Origin of the sequence: Vibrio sp. L85 (genome assembly GCF_963871815.1) — a bacterium.
GTDB classification, from domain to species: Bacteria; Pseudomonadota; Gammaproteobacteria; order Enterobacterales; family Vibrionaceae; genus Vibrio; species Vibrio harveyi.
On sequence record NZ_CAWMYL010000112.1, the window covers coordinates 20,226 to 42,538 of the forward strand.

13 protein-coding genes are annotated in these 22,313 nt (G+C 43.7%); 9 read left to right on the forward strand and 4 right to left on the reverse strand.

Annotated elements, in window-relative coordinates:
- Positions 1–272 precede the first annotated feature (272 nt).
- The 4 genes from rsmF to AACR11_RS11510 form a co-directional block, all read right to left on the reverse strand.
- Positions 273–1,712: a 16S rRNA (cytosine(1407)-C(5))-methyltransferase RsmF gene (gene rsmF, locus AACR11_RS11495; RefSeq protein WP_079324739.1), complete on the reverse strand. Its 1,440-nt coding sequence runs from the start codon at positions 1,710–1,712 to the stop codon at positions 273–275.
- Positions 1,713–1,846: 134 nt separating this feature from the next.
- Entirely contained in the window at positions 1,847–4,501 is a 2,655-nt protein-coding gene (locus tag AACR11_RS11500; protein WP_038898058.1) for an MlaD family protein, read from the reverse strand.
- The gene (locus tag AACR11_RS11505; protein WP_026000329.1) at positions 4,494–5,741 is read right to left on the reverse strand and encodes a paraquat-inducible protein A; all 1,248 of its coding nucleotides are present in this window, start codon (positions 5,739–5,741) and stop codon (positions 4,494–4,496) included. The genes AACR11_RS11500 and AACR11_RS11505 overlap by 8 nt, the downstream gene beginning before the upstream one ends.
- 24 nt (positions 5,742–5,765) lie before the next feature.
- Complete coding sequence (locus AACR11_RS11510; RefSeq protein ID WP_005446800.1) at positions 5,766–7,562, reverse strand: ABC transporter ATP-binding protein; 1,797 nt, start codon at positions 7,560–7,562, stop codon at positions 5,766–5,768.
- Between the two features lie 91 nt (positions 7,563–7,653).
- On the opposite strand from AACR11_RS11510, the gene AACR11_RS11515 reads away from it, so the two are divergent.
- The 9 genes from AACR11_RS11515 (at position 7,654) to AACR11_RS11555 (ending at position 21,931) form a co-directional block, all read left to right on the forward strand.
- A complete protein-coding gene (locus AACR11_RS11515) occupies positions 7,654–8,127 on the forward strand; it encodes a GAF domain-containing protein (protein ID WP_005446801.1) in 474 nt (157 codons plus the stop codon).
- 98 nt (positions 8,128–8,225) lie between these two features.
- Positions 8,226–8,852 carry an RNA chaperone ProQ gene (proQ, locus tag AACR11_RS11520; RefSeq protein ID WP_005446802.1) on the forward strand — a complete coding sequence of 209 codons (627 nt, stop codon included), beginning with the start codon at positions 8,226–8,228 and terminating at the stop codon, positions 8,850–8,852.
- 17 nt (positions 8,853–8,869) lie between these two features.
- Positions 8,870–10,864: a carboxy terminal-processing peptidase gene (gene prc, locus AACR11_RS11525; protein WP_005446803.1), complete on the forward strand. Its 1,995-nt coding sequence runs from the start codon at positions 8,870–8,872 to the stop codon at positions 10,862–10,864.
- 209 nt (positions 10,865–11,073) lie between these two features.
- Positions 11,074–11,739 carry a hypothetical protein gene (locus tag AACR11_RS11530; protein WP_029788431.1) on the forward strand — a complete coding sequence of 222 codons (666 nt, stop codon included), beginning with the start codon at positions 11,074–11,076 and terminating at the stop codon, positions 11,737–11,739.
- A gap of 232 nt (positions 11,740–11,971) precedes the next feature.
- Positions 11,972–14,578, forward strand: a complete 2,607-nt coding sequence (pepN, locus tag AACR11_RS11535) for an aminopeptidase N (protein WP_029788432.1) — start codon at positions 11,972–11,974, stop codon at positions 14,576–14,578.
- A 66-nt stretch (positions 14,579–14,644) separates the two neighbouring features.
- The gene (locus tag AACR11_RS11540) at positions 14,645–14,863 is read left to right on the forward strand and encodes a DUF2835 domain-containing protein (protein WP_005446806.1); all 219 of its coding nucleotides are present in this window, start codon (positions 14,645–14,647) and stop codon (positions 14,861–14,863) included.
- A gap of 199 nt (positions 14,864–15,062) precedes the next feature.
- Positions 15,063–19,904, forward strand: a complete 4,842-nt coding sequence (locus AACR11_RS11545) for an NAD-glutamate dehydrogenase (RefSeq protein ID WP_029788433.1) — start codon at positions 15,063–15,065, stop codon at positions 19,902–19,904.
- 304 nt (positions 19,905–20,208) lie between these two features.
- Complete coding sequence (gene pyrD, locus AACR11_RS11550) at positions 20,209–21,219, forward strand: quinone-dependent dihydroorotate dehydrogenase (protein ID WP_017190185.1); 1,011 nt, start codon at positions 20,209–20,211, stop codon at positions 21,217–21,219.
- A gap of 169 nt (positions 21,220–21,388) precedes the next feature.
- On the forward strand, positions 21,389–21,931 hold the full coding sequence (locus tag AACR11_RS11555; RefSeq protein ID WP_005446810.1) for a cell division protein ZapC: 543 nt from the start codon (positions 21,389–21,391) through the stop codon (positions 21,929–21,931).
- The last annotated feature ends 382 nt before the right edge of the window (positions 21,932–22,313 follow it).

Genomic DNA, 22,313 nt, shown 5'->3' on the forward strand with positions numbered 1-22,313 from the left:
AATGCATCAGTCAAAAAAATGGCCCAAACTCGTCCTTATTTTGGGCCTAGGGGAAACGGCTCCTTTATAGAGCCTGCGCTAAACTTTTTGACCAACACATATTGTCGGTTAAACATAGAGAGAAATGCCGTTTCAAAGCGATGCTTTGATACATTCAGTTTAGTACAGGGCACTCGGATCGCTAGTGAACCCAGTTCCAATCATGCTTTAGAACCAAAAAGCCATCGTAAATACGATGGCTTTTCATTTATTTATAGTATTTCACTTTGCTACTAAAATAAGTTCTTATCTCGCACTAATTCACGTGGAAGACCATTTTTAACGCGGTTACTTACCCATTTTCCAAGGCCAATAATCGCGCCTTCGTACTTCACGAGCACTTCGCCTTTACCCGTTTTCATATCTGTTGGAATGTTTTGCGGGCGAACATCGCGACCCATGTACCATTCTCGAGCTTCTTCAATCGTTAACTCAATTGCGTTTTTCTCGTTACCAGTTGCTAGGGCAGTTGCCACTTGATGTTGCCAGCGGTAACCGTTTTTGTGCGCTTCGGCGATTTTAATGCCCATACGCGAAAAGCGTAATTCGCCAATCATAGGTTCTAGCGCGTCAGGGAAAAGCCAAACGTCTTTATCGCGGATCCAAACCGTGCTGTCATCTGGTAGTTCGATGCCCATCGTGTTTTGTAACTGCTTAGCGATTTCTGCTGATTCTTTGTTAGACGCTTTTACAAATGGGAATTTACCCATACGTTTTTTTACTTGTGGCGCTTCTACTGCTGCAAGCTTACGAATTCTAGCTACGAAGAAGCCTTCACAGTCATAAACCTGAGGGAAGATATGTAAGAAGCCTTCTTCTGTTAACGCCGCTTCTGCATTTTCAAACAGATCTTTTAAGCTCTCGAACTGAACTGCGTCACCAAAAGTTTCTTTAAGGTGATGGCAAACCTGTTGGTTCTCTTCGGTACTCAACGTACAGGTTGAATAAACCATCACGCCACCTGGCTTAAGAGCGTGGAAAGCACTTTCAATCAGATCTTTTTGTGTGTCTGCAATTTCAATCACCGACGCTTGCGTCCAGTTCTTCATTGCGTCTTCGTCTTTTCGAATCGTACCTTCACCAGAACATGGCGCATCCAATAGAACCGCGTCAAATTGTTCTGGGAGCCAGCCACCAAACACACGACCATCGAAGTTACTTAGCGCCGCATTTCGCACGCCACAACGCTCTATGTTGGCATGAAGTACTTTTACACGACTCGCGGCGTATTCATTCGCGACCAAAACGCCTTCGTTGTTCATCAACGCAGCAATTTGCGTTGTTTTAGAACCAGGGGCAGCTGCGGTATCGAGAACCGCGTCGTAGGATTCATCATCCATGAACAGGGCAGAGACAGGCATCATTGAGCTTGCTTCTTGAATATAAAATAGCCCTGACATGTGCTCAGCAGTGTTACCTAGTGGGACAACAACCGATTCATCCGCTTCGATCCAAAAACCCGTATCACACCAAGGAACCGGAGAAAGCGTCCAGCCTTTTGATTCTGCACGTTCCAAAAACGCTTCTACGCTGATCTTCAACGTATTAACACGAATACTTTTGCGTAATGGCTTTTGGCACGACGCGATAAAGTCTTCCATGTTGAGGTGAGCAGGGAGAATAGTTTGGATTTTTTCCAGAAAAGCTTCTGGGATGTAAACGTTAGAATGCAAAGTGAAGTCTCGAGTGCAGAATTTGCCGCAAATAATATACGAAAGCGGATCAGAAACGAATAGCCAGCAAGGTTTGAGCAATAAAAAAGAGCAGCGATTGCTGCTCTTTACGTCGATAATTTTCTCTAAAAGCACTATGGTTTTGGAATAGCAGTGCGCCACTGAGTCCAACTCTCTTCTGCTTGAGGGTATAAGTAGAAAGATTGCCCTTGTTTTGCCGCTGGTGGAATTTGTGATTGCTCAGGGGTTGAGAAAGCAATGCCGCCACGAACTAAGCTGTCAAATGTACCTGCTTTGATGTTTGCGCCTCCTAGACCAATAGAGACATCTACGCCTGAGACATTCCAGAACACACTGTTTTGACGAACAAGGTATGCATATGCGGGCTTTATCTCGATTTTTGTTACCACTCGATCAGCAAACTCACCCAAGCTGACACTCGTTACACTGCCTACTTCCATTTGTCGATATAGGATAGGGGTTCCAACTTGAACTGAACCACGTTGCTCACTTTGCAGTGTGAATGACACTCCTTGTTGTGCTTGCTGGCTTTTCGCTAAATCAAACTTGAATTTCGCGGCGCCATTACCAGGTTCAACACTGATGGATTTTGATACTAACGCGCCTAAGTTCTTCACGCCACCCAGCCCAATTTCAGGTTCCGTTAGCCAGAAGTGTGACCCGGTAACGGCGATATTGTCGACATATTCAGGAAGAATGCGCGCGGTGACTTCCACCATTTCACGACGAAAGTTTGGAACGACTAGAGTAACTTCACCGACCTTAACACCTTGATATTTAATTGGCATACCTTTGGTTACTTCTTGACTGCCATCGGTTTCTAACGCGATAACTCGACCAAACTTACGTGCTTGGTTCTGATCGTTGTATAGCTTCCAACGTTGACCCACTTTATTCTCAATGCCCGGAATGGAGTCAAAAGCAATACCACCTTTGATCAAAGTTTTAAGAGGGTGAGCTTTGACGGTGATACCAGCAAGAGAGGCATCAATCTCTACACCAGAACGGTTCCAAAATACCGTCTGTTCACTGAGTAAGTGCGCGTATCGATTTTCAATGGTTGCTTTGACGATCACGCCACCATCGACCAGATTGAAATCAGATACGCTGCCAACTGGCAAATTGCGGTAGAGCAGAGGGCTACCTTTAGAAATCGGTGGTAACTCAGATGCAAAGAGAGTCAGCGTCTTAGAGCCAGATTGATTGTACTGTGCAAGCTCCGCTAGAGAAGCGCTCTGGAACAATTGGTATTCTTTCTGGATTTGTTCTTGTCCTTGGCTAACGAAGCTGATTGAACCAGTGAGAAGCTGCTTAGCTGGAGGTACTGTGACACTCAATCCTGACTCTGTAAGTTCTGCAGAAGCACTGCCTGTCACGTAGAAACGGTTGTTCGATTTTATTAGATGCTTGTACTCATTGTCGATAAGGACATCCATGAACACTTCATGCTTTGCCGCTTGCGCTTGTTTTTCATCAAGCAAACCGACTTTAATGATCGAGCCAACGACAATGCCTTTGTAAAGTACGTTTGCACCGCTGTCTAAGCCAAAGGAGTTATCAGAAACGAGGCGAATTGCAATCGACTTCTGCTGTTGCTGATTAAATACATTCTGGCGAATGGCAGTAAATCGTCGAGATCTTTCACCTTCACCCGGGACGATGGTTAAAAAGTTTCCGCGGACAAGGTTTGCGATATTCTCAACACCAGAAAGGGAAACTTTTGCTTCTTCAAGAACAAAACGTGTGCCAGAAGTCAACATGTCACTGAAAGCAGGTTGGATTGCAGCAGACGCTAAAATCACTTCACGACCTTCAGATAGGCTTAAATCGGTGATTTGTCCTACTTCAATCCCGCGGTACATGATAGGCGCGCCTTCGCCGCTAATTTTGTTGTCATCAGGAAGCGCGATTTTGATTGGAATACCGCGCCCCGCAGTTTTAAGGTCTTTATAAAGACGGAATTCGGTATTCTCTTCAACGGGTTCGCCATCATCTGGCGAGTCAACAGCAATAGCGCCACCAAGTAGGGCGCTCATACTTTCTAGACGAACATCAACACCTTCAAAACCGATGCTTGCACCAATTCCACTTACGTTCCAAAAACGGCTGCGGCTATTAATCAGGTGCTGATACTGCTCTTGTATATTGGCTTGAATGGTTATGGACTTCGCATCATCATTCAGTTGATAGCTGAACACTTCACCAATCGGAATCTTTTTGTAGACGATTTGCGAGCCAATAGAAACGCCGCCCAAGTCTCGGCTTTTCAACTTAATGTTCAGACCTTGAGTGACTCGTAAGTCGGTAGGAGCCGATTCCAAAGCATGAAAAGTGGTTTCAAACTGTTCACCATCACCTGGCTGGATAGAAATGTAGTTACCAGAAACTAACGCATCAAGACCAGACACGCCGGTTAAACTTGCTGTTGGTTTTACTAACCAGAAACGCGTTTTATCGTTCAGCAGTTTCGTCGCTTCAGGGTAGATATCAGCGTCGACATAAATGCTGCCTAAATCTTCAGACAGGTTAATGTCGCGCACCATTCCCACTTCTAAACCTTGATAGCGGATAGTGGTTCGTCCAGCGACCAAACCCGCAGCATCGGAAAAATAGATTTGTACACGCTGTCCTGCGTCATGAATTGATTTCACAACAAGCCAGCCAGCTAAGACCATAGTCAAAATCGGCAACAACCAAAGGGGAGAAATACCTTTACTCCTCTTTACATCTGGCACATATGACGTTTGAGAACTGTTCTGATCACTCATTAATTGACTCTTTTTCTGATTGTGTTGGGGCTTGGTCCCAAATAAGCCTTGGGTCAATGCTCTCCGCCGCAAGCATTGTTAAAACGACCACCAGACCAAACGCAACAGCGCCATAACCCGGTGTGAAGTCGAGAATTTGTCCACGATCGACCAACGTCATCATGATAGAAATAACAAACAAATCCATCACTGACCATTTGCCGATCCATTTTACTGCAAAGTAAACCATCATTCGTTGTCTTCTAAACACCGAACGTTTGAATTTGATACATAACAAGATGTAAGTCAGACCGAGAATCTTAGCCACAGGAACGACGATACTGGCAACAAAAATGATAACCGCGATACCGTACATACCGTTTTTAACTAAGCCTGCCACGCCTGAAAAAATTGTGTCTTCCAAGCGCTTACCGTTTGTCAGCAAAATTGAAATCGGAATCAAGTTGGCAGGGAAGATCGCAATCGTCGCTGCAATTAAATATGCCCACGTTTTTTGGATAGAATTTGGTTTACGGTGGTAAAGCGCGTGATGGCAACGATGGCAGTTTTCGCCTTCAGGTTGCGATAAGTGGCACTCGTGACAATGCACATCTTTGTGTTCGAAGTCGTAACTGTTTTCAGGTTGCCATGCTTCCCAATAACGACGAACACTAATGCGAGAGATCAACAGAACCGTAAAAACTTGTAATAGAACAAGACCAATTAAGCCCGGTCCAACAAAAATATCGGAGTAATCTTGCAGCTTAAAACAAGAGATTGCGATGCTCACAAGGAACACATCCAACATTACCCAATGTTTTAGGTGTTGGATTAACCATAATGAAACGCGAAGCCCTTTAAACCAACGTTTATGTAACGACCAATGTGCCGTTACAACAGAACTGCACACAATAAGTGGGGCAAGAGAACTACAAAAAAGAATGAGGATAGAAAGGAGGACGAAGCCCTCTTGAAATAACGTTATCATTCCAGATGGCAGTGTCGCCGGAATCATCACACCGAATAGCCGAATACTGATGAAGTTAAAAAAGTGCGAAGGTATAAAAAGTAGAATACAAGTAACAGCGATAGCGAGATTACCAGATAGGCTAGGACTACCACCACGATAGAGCTGAGTACCACAACGTGGACAATGTGCATTTTTGCCATTAGGTAGATCGACGATATCGACAGGCAATTCGCAACCTTGGCACAAGCGGACGCTATTCGGTTGCATGGCGTGTTTAGACAGAGAGGTCACAACGACCTCTCTAAACTGAATGGTTTAAGCGTGGGACTGAATGCCACCATATAAGGTTTGATATAAGCCTTCTTGCTCAACGAGCTCACCATGGGTACCTGTTTGCGTCACTCTTCCATCTTCAAGCACATAAATCAAATCTGCTTGCTTCACCGCCGATAAGCGATGGGCGACAATAAGAGTCGTTCGACCGCGTAAGAATTCCGTTAACGCCTTATGCAAAGCCGCTTCAGTTGCGGTGTCCAATGCTGACGTTGCTTCGTCTAGGATAACAAATTGTGGGTTGCTCAGCACCATACGTGCAATCGCTAAGCGTTGACGCTGACCGCCAGATAGGCGAATACCATTACGACCAATTTGAGTATCCAATCCGTGGTTAAGTTGCGAAATCACGTCCTGAAGCTGAGCGACTTCTAGTGCTCGCCATAATGACATTTCATCAAAGTCACCACCAAGGGTCAGATTATGCCTTAAGGTGTCATTAAATAGTATAGGTTGTTGTAAAACCACGGCAATTTTGTCGCGTATTACTTCAAAGCTGATGTCTTCTGTCAACTCATCATTAAAACGGATAGAACCAGAATTCTGACGGTAAACGCCGATCAATAATTGAATCAGGGTTGATTTACCACCACCACTCGCACCCACAAGCGCCACTTTCTTACCAGCAGGAATGTGCAACGAGAGATCATCCAACACCTTGTTTTCATTGTTGTATGAAAAATCAACATGTTCAATTTTTACATCAACCTCTCGATTTTCTTTGAAAGGATTTACTTTCGAAACAGGTCTATGTTCTTCTTCCAATTCGAGTAGATCATTAATTCGCTTAAGTGCCGCTTTTGCGCTGTACCAAGAGAATTGGATACCCAATAGTTCTTGAACAGGAGACAACATAAACCAAAGGTAACCAAACACCGCGAAAATTTGACCAATGGTAAGGTCACTGAACATTACCATTAGCATTGCAACCGCACGGAACAACTCGAAACCGATTAAAAACAGAAGGAAAGAGACACGTCCCGCAGCCTCTGATTGCCATGCATACTTGTCAGCATCGATACGAACTTGGTCAGCGCTACCTTTTAATTGCTGGAGAAACTCTCGCTCTTTATTAGCCGCTCGTAGTTGATAAATGCCGTCAAGAGTTTCGACTAAGCGGTTCTGGAAAATCTCAAATGAATGGTTTTCTTTGCGCTTAAGGTGCTTAACCATACTTCCCAGCTTACGTGAGAAGTAAATGACAATAGGGTTGACGAGAAGAATAAACAGACCCAGACGCCAATCAAGCCAAAGTAGCACGATGGCTGTACCAATCACCGTCAGTAGGCTGATAACAAATTTAGCTAATGTAGAACCAATAAATTTATCAATGGTCTCAATGTCGGTGATAAGGTGAGCGTTGATGCCACCACTGCCTTTTGTTTCGTACTGTCGAATGCTAATACGACCAAGCTTGTCGATCATTTTACTTCGCATTTCAAAGGTGATTGTCTTTGAAACCAAGGTAAATTGTCGGCTTTGAAGAATATTAAACCCTTGGCTTGCTGCCCTCATCAGCACAACCAAGAACAGAGTAAAGAAGATATAACCCGTAGGTGTGTGCCACGCTTCAGGTAAAACCGCGTTCATTGCTGCTAAGCCCGATGCCGGTTTGTCCAATAAGACTTCATCCACCATGAGAGGCATAAGAAGAGGGATTGGAACACTAATCAAGGTCGCAAGTACAGCTATCAAGTTCGCTAGAATCAGCTTGGACTTGTGCTTTTTCACTTGTGTTATCAACCAAGAACGGCTAATAGTGTCGTTTTTCGGATTCATTGTAATTGAGAATAAGTCCTATTAAAAGTAGGGCTGCATTTTAGCGCCATACCAACAGAATGGAAGCCTAAATAAAAAGTAGGAAGTTAATATGAACATAGAACAATACCAAAGACTTACCAAGCAAGCAGTTGCGCTTATCGAATCAGAGAAAGACTACATCGCAAATCTTGCCAACATCAGCTCTCTTCTATTTATGGAACTTGAAGACCTGAATTGGGCGGGTTTTTACCTAACGAAAGGTGATGAGTTGGTGCTCGGCCCTTTCCAAGGTAAGCCTGCTTGTGTTCGTATCCCAATGGGACGAGGCGTCTGTGGTACTGCTGCACAAACTAACAGCGTACAAAGAGTATACGATGTGCATGCATTTGAAGGTCACATTGCTTGTGATGCAGCAAGTAATTCAGAAATTGTTATTCCTTTTACTATCAATGGGGAAGTGGCTGGAGTGTTGGATATTGATAGTCCAAATATCGGTCGATTCAATGAAATTGATGAAGAAGGCCTCACTCATTTTATGGCTGAAGTAGAAAAGCTGCTTAATTCGCACGCTAACGACGCATAAATTCGCCCTCGAGTGTGGTTTTTCCTTGGCATGTCACTATAATACGAGAATATTTTTTCTTAATGCTTCGCGGAAATCCGCTCAAACCAGGAACCCTCATGACTGAAAAGTTAAAAAACAGCAAAGAAGTTATCGCATACATTGCTGAATGTTTCCCTAAGTGCTTTACTTTAGAAGGTGAAGCAAAGCCTCTGAAAATTGGTATTTTTCAAGATCTTGCGGAACGTCTAAATGAAGACGAAAAAGTAAGCAAAACTCAGCTTCGTGCAGCGTTAAGACAGTACACTTCATCATGGCGTTACCTACACGGCGTAAAACCAGGTGCAGTACGTGTTGATCTAGATGGCAACCCATGTGGTGAGCTAGAAGAAGAACACGTAGAACACGCTAAAGCGACACTTGCTGAAAGCAAAGCGAAAGTTCAGGCTCGTCGTAAAGAGCAAGCTCAAAAAGCTCGCGAAGAGGGTAAGGCGAAAGCGAAACCTGCGGCTAAAAAGCCACAACAGCCTCGTCGTGCTAACAAACCAAAAGTACAAAAAGAAAGTAAGCCTGTAGAAACACGCGCGCTAAACGCTGATGAAATCACGATCGGCAACGCAGTTAACGTGAACATGGGCAAAGGAAACATGGCAGCGACCATTGTTGAAGTCAATAAGGATGATGTACGTGTTCAACTTGCTAACGGCCTACAAATGGTTGTGAAAGCGGAGCACTTGCGCGCATAAGGGAGATACTCCTACGCATGAATTGCCGTTCAAAAGTGACACTGATTGCTGCTAGCTTCTGGCTAGCAGCATCAGCTCAGGCTCTAGAAGCCAAACTAAACAAAGATGATTTGCCGGTTCTTGCACCTGAAGTTCAGCATGAAACAGCCAGCAAACGAGTAACTTCTCGATTTACCCGCTCTCATTATAAGCATTTCAATCTAAACGATGATTTCTCCAAAGCGATCTTTGAGCGCTACGTAGAAATGCTTGATTACAATAGAAATATTTTTACTCAAGCCGATATCGACTCTTTCAAAGATTGGTCCGTCAGCCTTGATGATCAGCTTAAAGCTGGTAATAACAAGATTGCATTTGATGTTTATAATCTTTCGATGCAGAAGCGTTTTGATCGTTTTGCCTACGCATTGACTCTACTCGATAAAGAAATCAAGTTTAATACTGATGAGTTTATTGAACTGGATCGTTCTGAAGCCGCATGGCCCAAGGATGAAGCTGAGTTAAATGAATTATGGCGAAAACGCGTTAAGTACGATGCTCTTAACCTTAAAATGACTGGTAAAGAATGGCCAGAAATCAAAGAGGTTCTAGCGAAACGTTACAACAACGCGATGAAACGCATCACGCAAACTCGCAATGAAGACGCTTTCCAACTTTACATGAATGCATTCGCTCGTGAAGTTGATCCACACACTAGCTACCTATCTCCACGAAACGCGGAACAGTTCCAATCAGAGATGAATCTGTCTCTTGAAGGTATTGGGGCTGTGCTTCAAATGACCGACGACTATACAGTGATTCGTTCATTAGTTGCCGGCGGTCCAGCATCTAAGAGTAAACAGCTAGGTGAGGGCGACCGCATTATCGGTGTTGGTCAAGATGGCGAAGAAGTTGTCGATGTGATCGGTTGGCGTCTTGATGATGTCGTTCAACTAATCAAAGGTCCTAAAGGAACCAAAGTTAACCTACAAGTCTTGCCAGAAGGTAAAGATGCGAAGAGTTACGTTGTCACTATTGTGCGTGATAAAGTTCGTTTAGAAGACCGTGCGGTTAAGTCTGAAATCATCGAGAAAGACGGTAAGAAGATTGGGGTTCTTGAGGTTCCTAGTTTTTACGTCGGTCTTTCAAAAGATACCGATAAACTGCTATCTGAATTGAAGGCGAAAAACGTCGACGGTGTTATCGTTGATCTACGCAATAACGGCGGTGGTGCGCTGACTGAAGCAACGGCATTAACAGGGCTCTTCATTAAAGAAGGTCCAGTTGTTCAGGTTCGCGATAGCTATGGTCGCATCAAAGTAAATGCAGATACCGATGGTCAAGTGAGTTACGATGGTCCACTAACAGTGTTGATCAATCGCTACAGTGCTTCAGCGTCTGAAATCTTTGCGGCAGCAATGCAGGATTACAACCGTGCGATTATTCTTGGTGAAAACTCTTTCGGTAAGGGTACCGTTCAACAACATCGCTCATTGAATCATATCTACGATCTTTTCGACAAAGAACTTGGCTACGTACAATACACGATTCAAAAGTTCTACCGCATCGATGGTGGCAGTACTCAGAACCGTGGTGTTGCACCAGACATCGCTTACCCAACTCCAGTCGAGCCAAGCGAAACAGGTGAGAGTGTTGAAGACAACGCATTACCTTGGGATAGCATTGATAAAGCAAAATATCAGACATTCCCAAGCAACGACGCGCTTGTTACCAAACTAACTGAGCTTCACAATAAACGTATTGCTGATGAGATGGAATTCCGTTTCATCAAAGAAGATATTGAGAAGTACCGTAAAGAGAAAGACGATAATTTGTTGTCTCTTAACGAGAAAGTGCGCGAAGACGAATCAGATAAAGCCGAGGCTCTACGCTTAGAGCGCATCAATGAACGTCAAGCAGCAATGGGTAAAAAACCATTCAAAACGCTTGATGATGTGCCAAAAGATTACGAAGCGCCAGACGTTTATCTAGATGAATCAGTTGCTGTTATGGTTGATATGCTGAAAGGCTAAAAATTCAGTCAAAACGACTAATAATTCTCTATATAAAGAGCGAGTCATAGCGACTCGCTCTTTTTTTATGCGTTTATAAAGCGGCGTTTCTATAAAAATAGGTTGTTCCTGCGCTTAATTTGCACCAACAATTTACGTGATGTAGATCAAATATTTCGCGAAAATGAGATCTAGAGCCTAAGCTAAAAGAAAACGATAAGGATACCGTTATGAAATGGTTCATTATTTTACTTAGCTTTTGCTGCTTTAGTGTTTCTAGCGCGGAGACCAACAAGGAAGACGAACTTAGTCACTTTGACACTCCATTCTTGATCGGAGATTGGTATTTGATGAATCCAAACCCTGATGATTCTTCAGAAAACTTTAGAGCGATAAAACTCACCCTTGGCTCGGACTACACGTTCTCTATCGACATTCAGAAAAAAGATTACTCAATCGACCATTGGGAAGGACTCTATAACGCCAATGAGGACACCATCGTTCTTGGGTTGAATACTGATGAGCCGCAAATTTATGCATATCGTAATAACCACAACATCCTAGACTTGAATGGTGTAACCTTCACTAAGGGGTTGTCGAATGCACTTGCAGGTATTTGGTCAAGCTCTCAAGTTGGAGGGGATGGCATGCTTGCAAATAACATCAACCAAATGGACTTAATTCTTCAACCAGACTTTGTATTTATGTTTAGAGTGTCAAATGAAGAAGGTGAAGAGGCAGTGAAACAAGGCGTGTTTTACACAGAGGGTGAGCATCTAGTTCTTTTGTACGAGAACGGAGAGCACGGAACTCGCTATACATTGAACCAAAACGAGCTGACGATTCAAGATTCTAACGGTGATATGTACGCGGTACTTAATCGAGTAACACCATAAATGATTCATCACCATTATTTCACGCAGGGTTATTAATAGTGAAATATTCTGATGTTGATTAAATGTTAAACAGAAAGCGGAGCTAAGACACTAAAAGCTCCGTTTTTTTATAGAAAGACTTGTATTCTGATACCACAACCCCTACAAATAGCTTATATCGTGATACCAGTAAGAGGTGTTTGAGCCTCTAGTCCTGGTATTTTTGTGGTTCTATATACAAGGATTTATGGACATGTCTCAAGCTCCCCAAGCGAAATATCGCAAAGATTATAAAGCGCCATCTCATACAATTACCGATATTGATTTGACGTTTGATCTTTATGACAACGACACGATCGTTACAGCAGTATCAAAAGTAGTTCAAAAGGGTGAATTAACCACATTAGAACTCGATGGTGAAGGGCTAGAGCTACGCTCTGTAAAAGTGAACGGTGAAGACTGGTCTCATCATGAAGTCAAAGAAGCCTCTTTAGTTCTTACCGATCTGCCAGCAGAATTTGATTTAGAAATCGTTACTAAGATCGACCCAGAAGCAAACACCGCACTTGAAGGTCTTTACAAATCAGGTGGTGCGTTCTGTACACAGTGTGAAGCAGAAGGCTTTCGTCGTATTACTTACTACCTAGATCGTCCAGACGTTCTTGCGAAATACACAACAAAAGTGATCGCAGACAAAACCGTGTACCCATTTCTATTAAGCAATGGTAACCGCGTAGCTGAAGGTGAGGCAGAAAATGGTCGTCATTGGGTTCAATGGCAGGACCCACATCCAAAACCTGCTTACTTGTTCGCTTTGGTTGCCGGTGACTTTGATGTACTACGTGATAAATACACAACCACATCAGGTCGTGAAGTAGACCTAGAAATCTTTGTCGACAAAGGCAACCTCGATCGCGCGGGTCATGCAATGACTTCGCTGATCAACTCAATGAAGTGGGACGAAGATCGCTTTGGTCTTGAGTACGATCTTGATATCTACATGATCGTTGCGGTTGATTTTTTCAACATGGGTGCAATGGAAAACAAAGGTTTAAACATCTTCAACTCGAAGTTTGTGCTTGCGAATGAAAAAACCGCGACTGACCGCGAATACCTTGGCATTGAAGCGGTAATCGGTCATGAATACTTCCACAACTGGACGGGTAACCGCGTGACTTGTCGCGATTGGTTCCAACTGAGCTTAAAAGAAGGTCTAACGGTATTCCGTGACCAAGAGTTTTCGTCCGATCTTGGTTCACGCGCAGTAAACCGCATCGACAACGTTCGCATTATCCGTGGTCCTCAGTTTGCGGAAGACTCAAGCCCAATGTCACACCCAATTCGCCCAGATAAAGTTATTGAAATGAATAACTTCTACACGCTAACCGTGTACGAAAAAGGCAGCGAAGTGATCCGCATGTACCACACGTTACTTGGCGAAGAAGGCTTCCAAAAAGGCATGAAGCTTTACTTCGAACGTCATGATGGTACAGCGGCAACGTGTGAAGATTTTGTTTCTGCGATGGAAGACGCAACGGGCGTTGATCTTAAACAATTCCGCTTATGGTATAGCCAATCGGGTACACCAACACTCCGCGTAAACAGCGAATATAACGCTGAAGCAAAAACTTACGCGTTAACGGTTGAGCAATTTACTGAAGCAACGCACGACCAAGCAGAAAAGCAAGCGCTACATATTCCATTCGATATTGAACTATACGCACAAAATGGTGATGTGATTCCACTGGTTATCAACGGTGAATCCGTACACAACGTTTTGGACGTGAAGCAAGACAAGCAGACTTTCGTATTCGAAAACGTTGCAGAACAACCAGTACCATCATTGCTTCGTGAGTTCTCTGCACCGGTTAAATTGGAATACGATTACAGCGATGATGAACTGATTTTCTTGATGAAGCAAGCAACGAACGATTTTGCTCGTTGGGATGCAAGCCAAATGCTGCTCGCGAAATACATTCGTCAAAACGTAACTAACGTTCAAGCGGGTGGTGAGGTTAATCTATCAGAAGACTTAATCGATGCATTCCGTGGCGTGTTACTTGATGCAAACCTTGAACCTGCGTTTATTGCTCAAGTGCTTTCTCTGCCTTCCATCAACGAAATCACTGGTTGGTACAAGCAGATTGATATCGATGCGGTAGATACGGTACTGAATAGCATTACAGCGTCACTTTCTAAAGAACTAGAAGATGAACTGAGTGCTACTTATCACGCATTGAACCAAACAGAATACAGCATTGACCATGCAGCGATTGGCAAACGCGCTCTGCGCAACCAGTGCTTGCAGTTCTTGGCTTACACTGAAAAGGGTAACGAGCTAGCAAAAGCGCAGTATGAATCATCAAACAATATGACCGACACAATTGCGGCGATGAATGCAGCAAACAGTGCACAACTTGAATGTCGTGAAGCGTTAATGGCGGATTACAGCGACAAGTGGAAGCACGATGGTCTGGTTATGGACAAATGGTTTGTTCTTCAGGGCAGCAACCCGATTGAGAACGCACTTGAGAAAGTAAAAGAAACCATGAGCCACGAAGCGTTTAGCTTGAAGAACCCGAACCGCACGCGCAGTTTGATTGGTTCGTTCTTGAACGCAAACCCAGTACGTTTCCATGATAAATCTGGTTCTGGCTACCAATTTGCTGGTGAGATCCTTCGTCAGTTGAACGATAGTAACCCACAAGTGGCGTCCCGCATGATCGATCCTCTATTGAAATTCCGTAAATACGATGAAGGTCGTCAAGCGCTTATTCGTGTAGAGCTTGAAAAGCTTAAAGCGATGGACAATCTAGCGAAAGACTTATTCGAAAAAGTGACTAAAGCACTAGACGAATAATCGACAAAAGAATAGGGTGGTCATTACGATCACCCTAGTTTTTTGTTCTGACAACAATCCATTTTCATGAACCAGTATTACTTCTCTCTCAACATCTCTTATCAAACATTTCTTTCACACTACTCTGGTGCCGCAAGTTCTGTACAAGTCATTACTGACAATGGTTTGAGAGTGCAACTAGATGCATCAAAATTTCGACCGTTTCTTAGTCAATTAGGCATTAGAGGTCGTTTTAGACTCACAACTGACCAAAATAATAAGTTTCTAAAGTTAGAAACTCTGTGATGCCTGATATTCCTAGTGAGTTAAACAGGAATCTTAGTCACATAATCAAACATTTCACCTCCTACCACTGCGAATTTTTGTTAAACATTTGTAATTATGCTTTTACAATAAGTGCATGCATTACCTATGCTTAGTTTCGAGGCTAAAACCCGAAGTTAAGTCCCCCTACAAAACAACAATTCTAATGTGGAGTGTGAATATGACCGCGCGTGAAAATGTAGTGCCGGTTCTGCTTGAAAAGGTATACCAACTAATTCAAGACAAACTCGAGCTTTCTCACCAACCGCTTGTAACTAAACTTGCTCAACACTTATTTAGTAACATTGCTGATGATGACTTGATTCAGCGAAACGAATCCGACCTATATGGTGCCGTTGTTAGCCTGTGGCATCATGTCAATGAAAAGAAACCAGAAGACATTTCTGTCAGGGTATTCAACCCAACTGTCAGCCGCCAAGGTTGGCAATCAACACACACTATTGTTGAAATTGTTGTTCCGGACAGCCCGTTTTTGGTGGATTCCATCAAGATGGCGTTAACGCGACTTGACCTTGTTTCTCACTTGATGCTCAACAACCCAACGCAACTAGAACGCGATAAAAAAGGGCAAGTGACGGACGTTAATGGCGAGGGTGGTGTTCTTCAATCTCTGTTCCATATCGAAGTTGACCGCTTAACCAGTAAAGGTGAAATGCAAGAGCTGAAAAATGAGCTACTGACCATTTTGTCTGACACGCGTTTAGTGGTTGATGATTGGAAACAAATGGTTGATAAACTTAAGATCGTTACTGATGATCTTGAAAAGAACAAAGATCGAGTTTCGATGAAGACTGATCGTTTAGATGAGACGATCGAATACCTACGTTGGTTAGGGGATCATAACTTCACCTTCATGGGTTACAAAGAGTATGATCTTGTTAGCGTCAATGGTGACACTGAGCTGCAACCTGTTAAAGAGAAAGGTCTTGGTCTCTTTGCCGATGACAATCGCATTCGTAGCATCAAGCTTTCTGAACTGTCCGACTCTGCGCGCCTAGAAGCGAAAAAGCCTTACGCATTGATCATCACTAAGGGCAATCAAGCATCTCGTATTCACCGCCCAGCTTACACTGACTACATTGGCGTTAAGAAATTCGATAAGAACGGCAAAGTGATTGGTGAGCACCGTTTCACAGGTCTTTACACTTCTGCTGTATACAACCAAGCCGTACAAAGTATTCCTCTGATCCGCGAGAAAGTGGATCGTATTCTAGAAGCGAGTGGTTACCGTAACGGATCGTACTCGTACAAAGCCCTCCACAACATTCTAGAAAACTACCCACGTGACGAATTACTTCAAGCTCGTGAAGAAGAGTTATTAGAAGTGGGGATGGGCGTCGTTCAAATGCAAGATCGTGACTTGTTACGTCTATTTGTTCGTAAAGACCCATTTGGTCGATTCTTCAGCTGTATGGTTTACGTGACAAAAGATCGATACAACACAGAGCTTCGTCGTCAAACGCAACGCATTCTTAAGCAGTACTTTGGCTGTGAACAAGAGGTTGAATTCACAACCTTCTTCTCAGAAAGCCCGTTGGCGAGAACCCATTACATTGTTCGTGTAGACAATAACAACATTGATGTAGACGTGAAAAAGATTGAGCAGAACTTAATGGAAGTATCGACTTCATGGGACGACCGCCTAAAAGAGTCTATCATTGCTAACTTTGGTGAAAGCAAAGGTCTTCCGCTTTCGAAAGAGTACATGAGCGCATTCCCACGTTCATATAAAGAAGACATGATGCCAGGTTCTGCGGTTGCAGATATCGAACGTCTAGAAGCGTTAAGCGACGACAACAAACTCGGCATGCTGTTCTATCGTCCGCAAGAAGAAGCGGCTGAATCGAAAGCAGTTCGCTTGAAGCTATACCACCGCGACGAGCCAATTCACCTATCCGATGTGATGCCAATGTTGGAAAACCTAGGGTTACGTGTGATCGGCGAATCGCCTTATGAGATCGAAACCAACAATGGTCAAACGTTCTGGATCCTTGATTTCTCAATGCTGCATAAGAGCGACAAGACCGTTGATCTTCGTGAAGCTCGCGATCGTTTCCAACAAGCATTCGCAGCGATTTGGGCTGGTAATCTAGAGAGTGATGGCTTCAACCGCTTGGTACTAGGCGCTTCACTGTCTGGTCGTGAAATCTCAATTCTTCGTGCATACGCGCGCTATATGCGCCAGGTTGGTTTCCCATTCAGCCAACAATACATAGAAGATACCCTTAGCCATTACCCAGATTTGGCAACGGGTCTAGTAAACTTGTTTGCCAAACGATTCGATCCAAAACACAAAGGCAGCGAGAAAGGTCAGAACGATCTTATCAAGAAAATAACCGAGCAACTGGATCGCGTTGAAAGCCTAGATGATGATCGTATCATCCGTCGCTACATGGAAATGATCACGGCAACGCTACGTACTAACTACTACCAATTGGACGAAAATAAGCAGCCTAAACCTTGGTTATCATTGAAGATGAAGCCAAGCGAAATCCCTGATATTCCTCAGCCAGTGCCTGCGTTTGAGATCTTCGTTTACGCACCTGATATTGAAGGTGTACACCTACGTGGCGGTAAAGTCGCGCGTGGTGGTTTGCGTTGGTCGGATCGTCAAGAGGACTTCCGTACTGAAATTCTTGGTCTGGTTAAAGCACAGCAAGTTAAGAACACGGTTATTGTTCCTGTGGGTGCAAAAGGTGGCTTCGTATGTAAACGTCAGCCAACTCTAACTAACCGTGATGAAATCTTCGCTGAAGGTCAACGTTGTTACAAACGCTTCATTCGCGCGCTTCTCGATGTGTCCGATAACATCATCGAAGGCGAAGTTATTCCGCCGAAGAGTGTAGTGCGTCACGATGAAGACGACCCATACTTAGTTGTTGCCGCCGATAAAGGTACAGCGACATTCTCTGATTTGGCGAACTCTGTATCGGATGAGTACAACTTCTGGCTAGGTGACGCGTTTGCATCAGGTGGTTCTAACGGTTATGACCACAAAGCAATGGGTATCACTGCGAAAGGTGGTTGGGAATCGGTGAAACGCCACTTCCGAGAAATGGGCATCAACTGTCAAACCACTGACTTCACAGCAATTGGCGTGGGTGATATGGCAGGGGACGTATTTGGTAACGGTATGCTGCTATCTAAGCATATTCGTCTACAAGCTGCATTTAACCATATGCACATCTTCATTGATCCAAATCCGGATTCAGCCACCAGCTGGGAAGAGCGTAATCGCTTGTTCAATCTCCCACGATCAAGCTGGGAAGATTACAACGCCGAGTTGATCTCGCAGGGCGGTGGTATTTTCTCTCGTCGCTCTAAATCGATCCAACTAACGCCAGAAATCCAAAAAATGCTGGGCACGAAGAAAGCGTCTCTAGCGCCAAACGATCTGATTAAGATGATCCTGCAAATGGAAGTGGATCTGCTTTGGAATGGTGGTATCGGTACGTATGTTAAAGCTTCTAGCGAGACACACACTGATGTTGGCGACCGTGCAAATGACGTACTCCGTATCGATGGACGTGATTTAAAAGCGAAAGTGGTTGGTGAAGGCGGTAACTTAGGTATGACTCAGCTTGGTCGTATCGAATACGCAAGCACAGGCGGTCGTGTAAATACGGACTTTGTGGATAACGTTGGTGGCGTAGACTGTTCGGACAACGAAGTGAACATTAAGATCTTCTTGAATGGTTTAGTATCGAATGGCGATCTAACGGTTAAACAACGCAACCAGATTCTTGAATCGATGGAAGACGAAGTGGGCGAAATCGTATTGGACGATGCATACCGTCAATCTGAGTCTATTTCGGTGACTGAACAGCAAGGTGTTGGCATCGTTAAAGAGCAAATCCGCTTTATCCATACAATGGAGAAAGCAGGGTACTTGGATCGTGCTCTTGAGTACATTCCAGACGATGAAACCTTGATTGAGCGAGAGAAACAAGGTCTTGGTCTGACACGTCCTGAACTTTCAGTACTCGTAGCTTACGGTAAGATGGTTCTGAAAGAACAATTGGTTGCTGACGAAATTGCAAATGATGAATTCCATGGAAAACAGTTAGTTGCTTATTTCCCAAGTGAGTTACGCCGTAACTACAAAGATCAGATGGTAAACCACCCGCTGCGTGCTGAAATCATCGCAACAGCGCTGGCAAACCAAATGGTTAATGAAATGGGCTGTAACTTCGTGACTCGTCTTCAAGAAGAGACGGGCGCGAGTGTCGTTGATATTGCGAACGCTTACAGTGCAACACGTGAGATCTTCGAACTGGAAGATATTCTTAAGCAAACTCGTGCACTCGATAACGTTGCAACTGCAGAAGCACAGTATGAGATCATGTTTTATGTACGTCGCGCATTGCGCCGTATCTCTCGTTGGTTACTTCGCAATCGCAGCGGTAAGAGCACAGTAACTGAGTTAGTTGCGCTATATAAAGGCGATGTTCACACTATTACTGAAACGCTAGACACCATGCTAGTTGCATCAGAAGTGGAAGAGCATAACGAACTTGCTCAGAAATGGATTGAGCGCGGAGTAGAGGAGAAACTGGCACACCATGTAGCTCGTCTCTCTAGCCTACAGTCTGCACTGGATATTTCAACAGTAGCAAGCGAAACGGGTAAAACGGTTGAACAAGCCTCGAAGCTTTACTTTAATCTAGGTGACCGTTTATCACTTCACTGGTTCTTGAAACAGATCAATAGCCAAGCGGTTGATAATAACTGGCAAGCTCTTGCCCGTGCAGCATTCCGTGAGGATCTTGATTGGCAACAACGTCAATTGACTGCTCAAGTTCTAACTTGCGGCTGCTCAACAGAAGATCTAGACGTGATGCAAGCACTCGAAGATTGGATGACAACGAATGAATTGTCATTACATCGTTGGGAGAGCATCTTGAATGAATTCAAAGTTGGTTCCGTTCATGAGTTCGCTAAGTTCTCTGTTGCACTTCGCGAGTTGGTTCTACTTAACCTGAACTGTTCTTCGAACGAATAGGGTAAGTGACTTTAGCAAAAGCCTCGCAATCGCGGGGCTTTTTTATGTTCAAATCATTATAACTCCACACAACAAGTGACGCCGTAACGTGCGATTTGAGTTTTCCTGGCATGAAATCGTTTGCTTTTAAATAAAAAGCTAGCAATTTTGTATAGAGAATAGAGTGCTAATCAACTGTTTTTATGAACAAAATTAAAATGAGACATACTATTTTGCTGAATTCACTCATTTTCATTGAATTGCACTGAAAAACAGTAAATAATATTGACCCGTTTACACGGGGCTTTTTTCTTTCGGAGGCACAATGCTTTACCGTCTAGCCAGAACTGGCTTTTTCCAACTTGATGCCGAAAAGGCACATGATCTTGCAATCAAAAACTTCCAACGCTTTAACGGCACTCCTCTCGATCTTTTCTATCGTCAACAATTACCAAATCGTCCAGTAGAATGCATGGGGCTTACATTCCGTAACCCAGTGGGTCTTGCTGCTGGTTTGGACAAAAACGGCGAATGTATCGAAGCGTTTGACGCTATGGGCTTTGGTTTTGTCGAAGTTGGTACTGTTACGCCTCGTCCGCAACCAGGTAACGACAAGCCACGTTTGTTCCGCCTAGTTGAAGCGGAAGGTATCATCAACCGTATGGGCTTTAACAACCTAGGTGTGGATCATCTGGTTGAGAATGTGAAAAAGGCAAAATACAACTGCATTCTTGGTATCAACATTGGTAAAAATAAAGATACACCAATTGAGAAAGGGGCAGAGGACTACCTGATTTGTATGGAAAAAGTGTACGAGTATGCCGGTTACATCGCCGTGAACATCTCGTCACCAAATACACCAGGGCTTCGTTCACTTCAGTACGGTGAAGCGCTAGACGAATTGCTATCTGAACTCAAAGAGAAGCAAGCAGAACTTGCAGAAAAGCACGGTAAGTACGTACCACTTGCGCTAAAAATTGCACCGGATTTGAGCGATGACGAAATCAGCCAGATCTGTGAGTCGCTAATTAAGAATAACATCGACGGTGTGATTGCAACAAACACAACGCTTGATCGCACAGTCGTTGAAGGCATGAAACATGCGAACGAAGCGGGTGGTCTAAGCGGACGTCCGGTTCAATCACGTTCAACAGAAGTTGTTCGTAAACTTCATGAAGAGCTTGGCGATAAACTTCCGATAATCGGTGTGGGCGGTGTTGACTCATACGTAGCAGCGAAAGAGAAAATGATGGCAGGTGCACAACTTGTTCAAGTTTACACTGGTTTCATATACCACGGACCAGGTCTCGTACGCGATATTGTTAAAAATCTATAAGAGCAATCGCTAAATCGTTGAGAAATCGACGCTTGTTACTAAAGAAAGAGGAATTCGTTTCCTCTTTTTTTTTGCCCGTTCGTTTGTAAAATTTAAAAATCATGAGTAGGTAATTAAGCGTCTTACCTCTTATTACTGATTAACTAGTCACAAACAAGAGAACGGAATAATGCTTAAACCCAGCGACAAATGGAATTGGTATTTTGACGAGCAGAAAGCTTGCCTAATGCTGGATTTGGGGGAGGAGATGATTTTCCAAACCAATCTATGCCGTAAGCTGTTGGTCAATTGTGCCTTCTCAAACAATGAATTCACTGTTGATGACGCAAGCGCGTTTCAAACGTACAACGAACGAATCCGTTGTCTCGACATCAACGAATACCGTCAAGCCGAACTTACGCTCTATTGCGTAGCTGCAAAACGCTTTCATAAACCTGTTCAACCGAAGAGCTGGTTCTTCGACGCCCAATGCGATGGACATGAGCCAGAAGAAGGGGATATGGTCTTCCTAACAAATCGATATTCAGAAGGCGTATTCATCGTTCTAGAACCAGGTGAAACATCAAGCCTATGTGCTTACGTAGGGCAGGATGAATTTCTACTTGATGGCAACAAAGTACTGCCATTTGGGCAACCAATTAAAGTAATGCACGATCGCATGGTGTGTGCCAATCACTTATTCACGATGGCACCAATGGCGATGGTGGGTTAATTTCCTTTTGATTTTTCTTTATTTTCGTTCCTTTGTTTGCATTAATCGACCTCATTAGGTCGATTTTTTTTGCCTAGAATTTTCTGAATATCTCCTCTTGTGCACGCCAAATACATGCCTAGGTGAGGGCTATTTTGTATCTCAGATATGAAGTAGCTCACTTTTATTCCACTTTTTTCATTTTAGCGTTTCCTTAATTTAGGCAACCAGACGCCTAATATTTCACCTTTTGTTCCCCTATACGCTCATTTTGTAAGTTAATTACACGCAAAATGAGTGGTTGGTATAGACCAAGGATGGTGTAAATAAGTATTCACTCTCGTTATGATGCTTGTCTTTACTAGAAAGTGATAAAGAGACGTATTTTGTTTGTAGATGTGCT

Coding starts and splice junctions, on each gene's coding strand:
- AACR11_RS11500 (WP_038898058.1), bottom strand. CDS start 4,501: ATGAGTGATCAGAACAGTTCTCAAACGTCATATGTGCCAGATGTAAAG.
- AACR11_RS11510 (WP_005446800.1), bottom strand. CDS start 7,562: ATGAATCCGAAAAACGACACTATTAGCCGTTCTTGGTTGATAACACAA.
- AACR11_RS11515 (WP_005446801.1), top strand. CDS start 7,654: ATGAACATAGAACAATACCAAAGACTTACCAAGCAAGCAGTTGCGCTT.
- proQ (WP_005446802.1), top strand. CDS start 8,226: ATGACTGAAAAGTTAAAAAACAGCAAAGAAGTTATCGCATACATTGCT.
- prc (WP_005446803.1), top strand. CDS start 8,870: ATGAATTGCCGTTCAAAAGTGACACTGATTGCTGCTAGCTTCTGGCTA.
- AACR11_RS11530 (WP_029788431.1), top strand. CDS start 11,074: ATGAAATGGTTCATTATTTTACTTAGCTTTTGCTGCTTTAGTGTTTCT.
- pepN (WP_029788432.1), top strand. CDS start 11,972: ATGTCTCAAGCTCCCCAAGCGAAATATCGCAAAGATTATAAAGCGCCA.
- AACR11_RS11540 (WP_005446806.1), top strand. CDS start 14,645: ATGAACCAGTATTACTTCTCTCTCAACATCTCTTATCAAACATTTCTT.
- AACR11_RS11545 (WP_029788433.1), top strand. CDS start 15,063: ATGACCGCGCGTGAAAATGTAGTGCCGGTTCTGCTTGAAAAGGTATAC.
- pyrD (WP_017190185.1), top strand. CDS start 20,209: ATGCTTTACCGTCTAGCCAGAACTGGCTTTTTCCAACTTGATGCCGAA.
- AACR11_RS11555 (WP_005446810.1), top strand. CDS start 21,389: ATGCTTAAACCCAGCGACAAATGGAATTGGTATTTTGACGAGCAGAAA.